General features: G+C 42.9%; 10 protein-coding genes and 2 tRNA genes. 3 read left to right on the top strand and 9 right to left on the bottom strand.

Going from position 1 to position 9,460, the window contains the following annotated elements; genetic code table 11:
• The first annotated feature begins 214 nt into the window (after positions 1-214).
• The 3 genes from ACE3PQ_RS03805 to ACE3PQ_RS03815 all read left to right on the top strand — a co-directional run bounded on the left by ACE3PQ_RS03805 (position 215) and on the right by ACE3PQ_RS03815 (position 1,169).
• Positions 215-724: an acyl-CoA thioesterase gene (locus tag ACE3PQ_RS03805; RefSeq protein WP_374295359.1), complete on the top strand. Its 510-nt coding sequence runs from the start codon at positions 215-217 to the stop codon at positions 722-724.
• 223 nt (positions 725-947) lie between these two features.
• Positions 948-1,023 (top strand) — tRNA-Glu (locus ACE3PQ_RS03810).
• Between the two features lie 70 nt (positions 1,024-1,093).
• Positions 1,094-1,169 (top strand) — tRNA-Glu (locus ACE3PQ_RS03815).
• 72 nt (positions 1,170-1,241) lie between these two features.
• On the opposite strand, the gene ACE3PQ_RS03820 is transcribed toward ACE3PQ_RS03815, so the two are convergent.
• The 9 genes from ACE3PQ_RS03820 to ACE3PQ_RS03860 form a co-directional block, all read right to left on the bottom strand.
• Positions 1,242-1,838, bottom strand: a complete 597-nt coding sequence (locus ACE3PQ_RS03820) for a DUF2726 domain-containing protein (protein WP_374295361.1) — start codon at positions 1,836-1,838, stop codon at positions 1,242-1,244.
• Between the two features lie 48 nt (positions 1,839-1,886).
• Positions 1,887-2,372 carry a hypothetical protein gene (locus ACE3PQ_RS03825; protein WP_374295363.1) on the bottom strand — a complete coding sequence of 162 codons (486 nt, stop codon included), beginning with the start codon at positions 2,370-2,372 and terminating at the stop codon, positions 1,887-1,889.
• A complete protein-coding gene (gene asd / locus ACE3PQ_RS03830; protein ID WP_374295375.1) occupies positions 2,372-3,208 on the bottom strand; it encodes an archaetidylserine decarboxylase in 837 nt (278 codons plus the stop codon). Before asd ends, ACE3PQ_RS03825 begins: the two co-directional genes overlap by 1 nt.
• 70 nt (positions 3,209-3,278) lie before the next feature.
• Positions 3,279-4,133 (bottom strand): sulfurtransferase, encoded by an 855-nt coding sequence (locus tag ACE3PQ_RS03835; protein WP_374295365.1) that lies wholly within the window; start codon positions 4,131-4,133, stop codon positions 3,279-3,281.
• A gap of 272 nt (positions 4,134-4,405) precedes the next feature.
• On the bottom strand, positions 4,406-5,599 hold the full coding sequence (pncB, locus tag ACE3PQ_RS03840) for a nicotinate phosphoribosyltransferase (protein ID WP_374295367.1): 1,194 nt from the start codon (positions 5,597-5,599) through the stop codon (positions 4,406-4,408).
• A 41-nt stretch (positions 5,600-5,640) separates the two neighbouring features.
• Positions 5,641-6,312 (bottom strand): glutathione S-transferase family protein, encoded by a 672-nt coding sequence (locus ACE3PQ_RS03845; protein ID WP_374295369.1) that lies wholly within the window; start codon positions 6,310-6,312, stop codon positions 5,641-5,643.
• 65 nt (positions 6,313-6,377) lie between these two features.
• Complete coding sequence (locus ACE3PQ_RS03850; RefSeq protein ID WP_374295371.1) at positions 6,378-7,673, bottom strand: replication-associated recombination protein A; 1,296 nt, start codon at positions 7,671-7,673, stop codon at positions 6,378-6,380.
• 138 nt (positions 7,674-7,811) lie between these two features.
• Positions 7,812-8,975 carry a PQQ-dependent sugar dehydrogenase gene (locus ACE3PQ_RS03855; protein ID WP_374295377.1) on the bottom strand — a complete coding sequence of 388 codons (1,164 nt, stop codon included), beginning with the start codon at positions 8,973-8,975 and terminating at the stop codon, positions 7,812-7,814.
• 174 nt (positions 8,976-9,149) lie between these two features.
• Positions 9,150-9,320: a hypothetical protein gene (locus ACE3PQ_RS03860; RefSeq protein WP_374295373.1), complete on the bottom strand. Its 171-nt coding sequence runs from the start codon at positions 9,318-9,320 to the stop codon at positions 9,150-9,152.
• Between the last annotated feature and the right edge of the window lie 140 nt (positions 9,321-9,460).

Here is a 9,460-nt window from a genome sequence, read left to right on the forward strand (position 1 = left end):
AAGGCTTTGGGCATGATCTATCGTGAGCTTCTATGCGCTACGAACACAAGATTTTTTCAGCCTGTGTTTTATTTTAAGCGTATAATCAGTTCACAGCGATGTGTTCAACCACTCTGATTAAAAAATGTGGTTAACGCATTGATGTCAAAAAGTGTTGCTCTCAAAGATCAACCTTATCCCAAGCTATGCGCCAAGATGATAAGGAAAATATAATATGTCCCCACTTGATCCAGTCACTCAAGCCAACCTACAGACCGAGCTTTCAATGTCTGTGTTGATGACGCCAGATATGGCAAACTTTGCGGGAAATGTGCATGGCGGTACGATTTTAAGACTACTTGACCAAGCAGCATTTGCCTGCGCCAGTCAATACAGTGGTAGCTATGTGGTCACGCTTTCCGTCGATCAAGTATTATTTAAAGAGCCGATCCATGTGGGTGAATTGGTGACTTTCCTTGCCAGTGTCAACTTTGTTGGTAAAACCTCAATGGAAATCGGCATCCGTGTCGAAGCGCAAAATATCCAACAACGCACCATTCGCCATACCAACACCTGTTATTTCACCATGGTTGCCGTCGATGAGCATCGCAAACCTAAAGCGATTCCACCTTTAGTCATTGAAAATGCGGTGCAACAGTGTCGTTTTGAAGCGGCAGAACACCGTAAGAAAAGTCGATTGGAACACGAAAGCAATCATTTTTCTTGTAGTATTTATAAGCAATAAGCATCATTTTTGAATAGGGTTGATTTTTGAAAACCCAATGTGTTTTTCAGAACGCCATCACATTGCATAATTCTTAGACAAACACCGTATAAAAATAATGCGATTGGCGATGCAGGCTTCTGAAATCGTTTGCATCATCAAAGATATGCCATTACAATGCACCTCGTTCTAAGCAAGCAGATTCATGTCATGTCTTAAATCATGGCAATCACTTGTACTCTGCGTCCCTATCGTCTAGAGGCCTAGGACATCGCCCTTTCACGGCGGTAACCGGGGTTCGAATCCCCGTAGGGACGCCACTTTAATACCTACAAAGGATTGAAGTGTTTTAGAAATTAAATCTTCTAAATCAGAACATGCCTCATATTAGTCCCTATCGTCTAGAGGCCTAGGACATCGCCCTTTCACGGCGGTAACCGGGGTTCGAATCCCCGTAGGGACGCCAAATTCTAAAAAGCCCATATCGAATGATATGGGTTTTTTGCATTCTTGAGTTTGCAAAAAAAATTATTGTAAATTATTGAGCGTTACTCGCTGAACTATTGTTCTCATTTGGTTTTGGTAGTTCTTTATCAGTTTGAATAATAATCGCATCACCAACTAACTTTGTCTTTGGTTCTTCTTTCGGTTGAATCTGTTGCGCTATGTTTTCTTTCACGGCTTCATCTCGCTGAATACCAAAATCTAACTTAATTTTCTCAATCTCTGGTGTGCGTTTATAGTGAATCACTTTATAGCCTGCTTCTGCGATGAGCGCATCTCGCTCGGCATCTCTGCCTTCCTTACCTTTGTGACTTGAATCATCTAACTCCACGATGGCAACCACATTGAATTTATTATCCAAAACCACAAAATCAGCAACTTTGCGATTGAATAAGTTTCGTGTGGCATAGCCTTTTGCAGTCATAAATGCGTTAAAAGAAACCTGTGCAAGCACATGATGCTCAGGCAGAGCCTCCTTCAACCGCAAGAATGTTGGCTGTTCATTCATGGTCAATACACGCTTGGCTTTGATCGGATTACGTGTACCACGTTTGTCAAAATTAATTTTCGTGCTTGAAAAAAATGCTCCAATGAGGACAACTAAAACCACAAAGACTATCAACCAAATCATGTTTTATTCCTTTTTCTTTTTAAGCATTTATTAGTACAAGTTTTCGCGTCAAGTTTCAACCTGATTGATTTTACTTAAAAACCCTTTTGGTTTCTTCTGGAGATATTGTTGAATTTCTTCTGCATCTTCTTGGATTGCATCACTTGATAACAATCCTTTGTACATAAATACAGGCAAGCCATCTTCAATATCTTTATTTCTAAAGACTTGCGAACCATCTCGGTATTCAAAAATAGCGATCGGGAAATGATCTCTATCCACGACAAAATATCGCTTTTGCTTCACTACGATTTCTTTTGGGTCAAATTCTTGCTTCAATATGCGAAGAAAAATACTGTCATTTGAAGATAATGTATTTAGCTCACGAATCCGTTCAGCATCAGAATGATAAATCACTTTCATACGTTGACGCTGTTCATAAGTATAGTTTTTTGGGCGTTGATAGGATTTTGTTGGTTCAGGCTTAGGTGCAGTATTTCGACCAAACCAATAACCCACAAACAATCCGATCAATAATAATATGAGTCCTGACATTAACCCTTCGTCTTCCCAAGTGGGCGACCCATTTGCACCGGACTATTGGCTTTGAAATGACCATCCCAATTCACTTTATCTTTTTCAAATAAGACAATCGCTGTTGAACCTAGATAGAATCGACCAAGCTCATCGCCTTTTTCCAAAGTCATGTCATGTTCTTGTAGCTCGATACGTCCATTAGGTTTGACTTGTCCAGTCGCTACGGTTTCGATCCCTGCCACGATCATCGCCCCAACCAAGACCACTGCCATACGCCCAAGCTCGGTATCAAACAAACAGACCATGCGCTCATTACGTGCAAATAGTTCTGGGATATTCTCCGCTGTGACTTGATTCACCGAGAATAATTCCCCTGGCACATACAATGTTTCTGTCAGCTTCCCACCATATGGCATATGTACACGGTGATAGTCTTTTGGCGAAAGATACACGGTAATAAACTCACCATCTTGGAACGGTTCAGCCAAATTTGGATCAGCGATCAGTTGCTCTACGGTATAGCTTTGCCCTTTGGCTTGGAAAATTTTGCCTTGTTCGATCTTACCGAGTTGTGAAATTGCTCCATCGGCAGGACTGACCACATGCTTTGGATTGTGATCAATCGGACGTTGACCTTCTTTCAGTGCCCGAGTAAAGAAGGCATTAAACGATGGATAACGGCTAATTTCTTCTGCTTCGGCGATCGAGAGATCAATGCCATATTTTTGTTTAAAGGCATAAATCACCGCAGTCTTGAGCAGTGGTTGCTCACTGGCTGCGATTTTACCCACAAGACGGCTCAGCGCATGTTGTGGAATGATTTTTTGTAGACGAATAAATGCTTGATCGATCATGGCTTTAGACTTTTTAAATGTGGCTTCTGTTTGCGGATTGCGCTTGGTTTGGGATTTAAATCTTTTCGGATTAGCCTTGTTCAACAGGATGTTCTCCTTTGACGACAGCACTGTCCATGCGATTGCCCCACTCACTCCATGCACCATCATAGGCACGAATATTCCAGTTCAGCAATCGCCCAATGATATATGCCAAACCTGAACGATGATGGGACTGACAATAGACAATCACAGGTTTAGAGAGGTCAAATCCACGTTGTTCCAATTGCTGTTGAATGCGTGTCAATGGATGCAATTTTAAATGATCTTGGCGATTAATGGCAGTACTCCATTCGTACCATTTTGCCCCTGTGATATGACCTCCACGCCGTGCCGCCAAGCGCACACCCGTATATTCATCTTCAGTTCGACAATCCCAAAGTTGTACGCTTTGCGCTTCAACAATTTCGGAGAGTTCATCATATTCAATTTGATAGTCTTGCTTGGCGCTTAAATCGACTTGGAAAATATTTGCAGTGTGTTCGATTTGATAGTGATCAATCGAGGTGGGTAATCCTGCTGCAAGCCATGCGTGAATGCCACCATTGAGCAAACTGGTTTGATAAAATCCTGCACAGTGCAAATTCCAAATCAAGCGCCCTGCCCATGCACCACCTTCATCATCATAGGCAATGACATGATGATTTGCGGTAATACCCAGTCGATCGAATAAGGCTTGTAATTTGTCGCTTTCAGGCAATAGTCCTGAAGCAAATTCATGATGACGCACCAATTCACTTGGACGTACCGAGATGGCATTGGGCAAATGCAATTGTTCAAACACCGACTCACGACTCAAGTCAACAATCCGAAATTTTGGATCATCTAAAAACGGTGCAAACTGTTCTGGCTCAACCAACAAACCAAACGGCACATCTGCATTCATAGTTCTAACCTTGTAATACGACCATTTCGAGCGAGTACATAGTGATTTTGATTCGCCCCTAAAGCCCCAAATCATAACATAGTCACTTATCAGCAATTACACAAAATCAGTCTATGCTTAGTCAATTTTCTGCGAATCAACATCCATCGTAAAATCAACCTTGATCATCGAGTATAGTCGAGGAAATTTATTTCTGATACGAGGCAACCGAGCGAAGATGTACAAAGAGTACTTCGAGCGAGGTTAACGCTGTAGCAGAATTAAATCTCTGACTATATTTCAAAGACTTGGCGGAGATAAGCTAGGAACGTGTCATTATCCGTCATGGTTTTGCCTGGGCTGTCGGAGATTTTCGCCACCGACTGACCATTACACTCTACCAATTTTAAGACAATGTTTAACGCCTTTTGTCCCATATCATTGGTTAGATTCGTTCCGATACCAAAGCTGACTTGGAAGCGATCTTTAAAATAGTGATGCAAATCCCACGCTTTTTCTAAATCCAAACCATCGCTAAAGGTGAGCATCTTGGTGCGACTGTCGATTTTCAACTTTTTATAATGTGCATAGGCTTTGTCGCCCCATTCATAAGGGTCGCCACTGTCATGTCGTAGACCATCGAATAGCTTGGCAAAATACAGGTCAAAATCTCGCAAGAAAGCATCCATACCGACCACATCAGTCAAGGCAATTCCCAAGTCGCCACGATATTCTTGCACCCATGCTTCCAATGCCGCCTTTTGGAAATCTCGCAAACGCACGTCCAACGCCTGAAATGCCTGTAGAAATTCATGCGCCATCGTCCCGATCGGCGTAATGCCCAGTTGCATTGCCAGATAGACATTGCTTGTCCCTCGAAGCACATTTGGCGCAGCCGCTCTTAAGGTTTCTACCACATGCTTTTGCCACGCATAACTATAACGGCGACGTGTACCAAAATCTGAGACCAAAAATGGTGGCTCGCCATCGACCTGCTGTTCGGCATAGCTTTTTAAAAGCTCAGCTTTGGCTTGTAGGCGTTTTTCACCTTCGATATGTGCCGACTCTACATCCAAGCGACGATAGTACAATTCATTGACAATGGCGAGCACATAAATTTCAAAGAACATGGCTTGCACCATCGGACCTTCGATGCGAATCACCAATTCGCCGCTGTCATCCACTGTAGTTTCGATAAAACGGCGCTTGAGTTGGAACAATTCTAAATAATCAACAAAATCACTTTTGATAAAGCGCCATTGACGTAAAAATTTTAACTCTTCCGCAGTAAATTTCAGCGCACACAGATCGTCCAGCTCTCGGTCTAATTCTGCTTTTAATTCTCGGAGTGGATAGGCGGCTTCTTTGCTATTGCGACAACGAAACAGATAGACACTATCTGCTTGCGGGAATTGGTGTAACACCACTTGCAACATGGTGAATTTATACAGATCGGTGTCGAGTAAGGACTGAATAATGCCTGACATAAAATTTCCAACTCACCTTAATTTCTAAAAAGCTTAAATTCTTAAACGCTCATCGCCTTGCCACCGTCTGGGCTTTTTTGTTTGGCACGTTGCAAGGCAGGACGTTGATTAATTCGGGCGAGATATTTTTCCACATTCGGCAATGACAGTTCGCTTTGACGTGAGCATAAACCTTCTAATGGGAAAATCATTTGAATATCGGCAAAGCTAAATTGATCGCCTGCAAAATAGTCATGCTGCGCCAAATGCTGTTCGAGAAAGGCAACATGTTCTTTTAAACGTGGTTTTGAAAATTGTTTTTGTAATTGTTCACCAATCGCATTGGTGATCGGACGGGCTAGAAACGGCACTTTTTTGCTACCTAACTGACTGACCACCAAAGTAAATACCAACAACGGCATTAATGAACCTTCGGCATAATGCATCCAGTAATTATATTGATTGATGCCTTCTGCGGTCTGCGGTTTAAATTGACTGTCCATATCATACTTGGCTTGTAGATGATCTAGAATCACAGCAGACTCAGCAACCACCAAACCTTCATCGGTGATCACAGGCGCTTTGCCCAGTGGATGTACTTTTTTCAGCTCAGGTGGCGCAGACATATTTGGCAAGCGTTTGTAATATTGCATGTCGTAATCGATGCCAAGCTCTTCCAGCGCCCAAAGAATCCGAATCGAACGTGAAAATTGTAAATGGTGTAGGGTCAGCATATTTTTTCCTTAATTTTTTTCGAATTTGTTAAATAGCTTTATAGCAACAATCTATTTAACGATTATCATTGTTGCTGTTGACTCTGTTGTTGCCAACGACGTTGTTGTAAACGCTCAGATTCCACTTCTCGTTTATTCAACGCACGTTGATACAACACTGTACCTTTCAGCTCGGGTGGCAAATAGTCCTGCATGACAAAATGCTCAGGATAATCATGTGGATAGAGATAATTCACACCATAGCCTTGTTGTTTCATCAGTTTGGTCGGTGCATTGCGTAGATGTAGTGGCACTGGAAGTTCAGCCGTTTTTTCCGCCAAAGCCAGCGCCCGATTGATCGCCATATAGGTACTGTTACTCTTAGCACTGGTCGCCAAATACACCGCACATTGCCCAAGTACAATGCGAGCCTCAGGCATACCGATCGCTTGTACCGAACGGAAACATTCTCCTGCCATCAGGAGTGCATTTGGATTGGAGTTGCCGATATCTTCCGATGCAGCAATCAGCATCCGCCGTGCAATAAATACAGGGTCTTCGCCACCTTTGAGCATGCGAGCCATCCAGTACAGCGTCGCATCAGGATCACTGCCTCGAATCGACTTGATAAAAGCAGAGATCAAATCGTAATGCTGTTCACCTGATTTGTCGTAGCGAGCAATATTCTGTTGAGCGACTTTGACCACTAAAGCATCATTGACTACATTGTTCTGACGCTCTTCCAAATCTTCCGCAGGAGGTAAAGTACTAGCGACTAAATCAATCAGGTTTAAAGCTTTTCGTGCATCACCAGCGGCAAACTGAATCAACGCATCCCATTCATCAATGCGCATCGCACGACTTTTTAAAAATTGATCTTGTGTTAATGCTTGACCAATCAGTTGTTGAATCGCTTCATGATCTAAGGCATTCAGCATATACACCTGACAACGTGACAAAAGCGCACTATTCACTTCAAAAGAAGGATTTTCCGTGGTTGCGCCAATCAACGTAATTTTGCCTTTTTCCACTGCGCCGAGGAGCGCATCCTGCTGTGATTTATTAAAGCGATGAATCTCATCAATAAACACCACTGGCGTGAGTAAATCACCACTTTCAGCGATCACTTCACGGAGTTCTTTCACCCCAGTATTCAGCGCAGATAAACTGACAAAAGGTCGATCGACCGCCTGCGCAAGCAACAAGGCAATCGTGGTTTTCCCCACACCTGGAGGCCCCCAAAAGATGATTGAGGGTAGATGCCCCTGATCAATCATCTGACGTAGAGGCGCACCTTCTCCCAAAAGATGATCTTGTCCGATGATCTCATCTAAGCTCCGTGGTCGGATACGTTCGGGTAATGGGATGGTGCTATTCGACATGCAAACTACTCAAGATGATTTTGTCAGGGTTGTTGGGCTAAATTCATAAAATAGAATGTATCCATTGTCAGTGATGATGCAAATATTTACAAACAATTTCAGTCATTTTGAAGGCACTGAAAATCATCGACTATTTCATTACTTTGCAGTGAGATGTAAAAGCTTACTATTTGAACCATCTTCAATGACCCACAGACTGCCATCATTGGCAGAGATCATCCCGCGAATCCGCTCGCCCATATCTAAGCGTTGGACCTCCTTGGCGATATTGTCTTTGGCTTGGCTGAGATCAACGATCACGATGGATTCTGAAGATAGCCCGCCGATGATCGCTTTACCTTGCCATTGTGGGAATTGCTCACCTTGATAAATAATCATACTTGATGGCGAAATCACAGGTGTCCAACTGATCGTAGGCGTTTGAAACTCTGGACGGGTGTTATGATCGGGAATATCTCGCCCATCATAATGATCGCCATTTGAAACAATTGGATAGCCGTAATTGGCTGATCTTTTGATGAGATTCAGTTCGTCACCACCCTTTGGTCCCATTTCGACCACCCAAAGTTGTCCTTGCAGATCAAGTGCCATACCCAGTGGATTGCGATGTCCAAGCGACCAAATCTGCTTTGCCACATCGCCTTGATTGGCAAAAGGGTTGCCGTCAGCAGGTGTGCCGTCATCATTCAGTCGCAATACTTTACCCAAGTTACTCTTCATATCCTGTGCAGGATCAAAGTGTTGACGCTCGCCTGAAGCCACCCAAAGCTGATCTTCAAAGTCGAATAACATGCGATGCCCATAATGCCCTTGTCCTGACATTTTTGGCACTTGTTCCCAGATTTTTTCTAAATTTGTCAGCTTCGGTTGTTGCGGATTCGTGAGGTCGAGTTTAGCTCTGGAAATTTCTGCACCATAACCGCCTTGACCTTGTACAGCATAGCTCAGATAAACCCATTGATTTTCGCTAAAATGTGGATGAATCACCACATCACCTAAACCGCCTTGTCCGCCATAGGCAACTACTGGCACGCCTTGTACATCAACACTTTGCCGAGTCGACGGATCGAATAGTTTCAGCTTGCCTTGTCGCTCGGTAATCAGCAATTTTCCATCAGGTAGTGTATTGATTGCCCACGGCTCATCGAATGTTGCAACCTCTTCAACTTCATAGCTTTGATTAATTTTCGATGAATCTACACCATTCGCAGACGCTTCTAGATTTTGATTAGTTGCTTGCGCAGATTTATTTGGCGAGGAGCAAGCTGTCAATGTCGCAGTGACTGTTAGCCCCATGACCATGCAAAGATTTACACACAAAGATTTGGGATTGTATTTTGTATGCTGTTTACTGACTTTACCCATTTGCGACACTCCATTGATTCTACTTCTTTAATTTATCAGCATACGGTATTTTTTAGATTTTAACTGTGAAGTCTATGTTAATAAAACCTGTGCATTCTTATTCTGAGCACTCTATTTGGCTTTTAATTTTTTCATTCGATAGACGGCAATAATCATTGGTAAAGCCGTCACAATCAGCAATACAATATCCCAAATAACGTCGACCACGAGCATGCCAATAATACCCAGCATGCTAATCACACAAAGCAACCATAAAGTATTTAAATTACTCCACAGTTGCATTCTGCTCTCCTTTCATGTTCTTTTGCTTACGTTTTGCCCACCATAGCCACGCCCCATTCATGGTGATAAATAAGGTCAATACAGTGCAGAAACTCCTCAGAATTTTCAGTGGTAGACCGCCATAATCGCCAAAATGCAAA

It is taken from the genome of Acinetobacter sp. (genome assembly GCF_041911495.1).
GTDB lineage: Bacteria > Pseudomonadota > Gammaproteobacteria > Pseudomonadales > Moraxellaceae > Acinetobacter.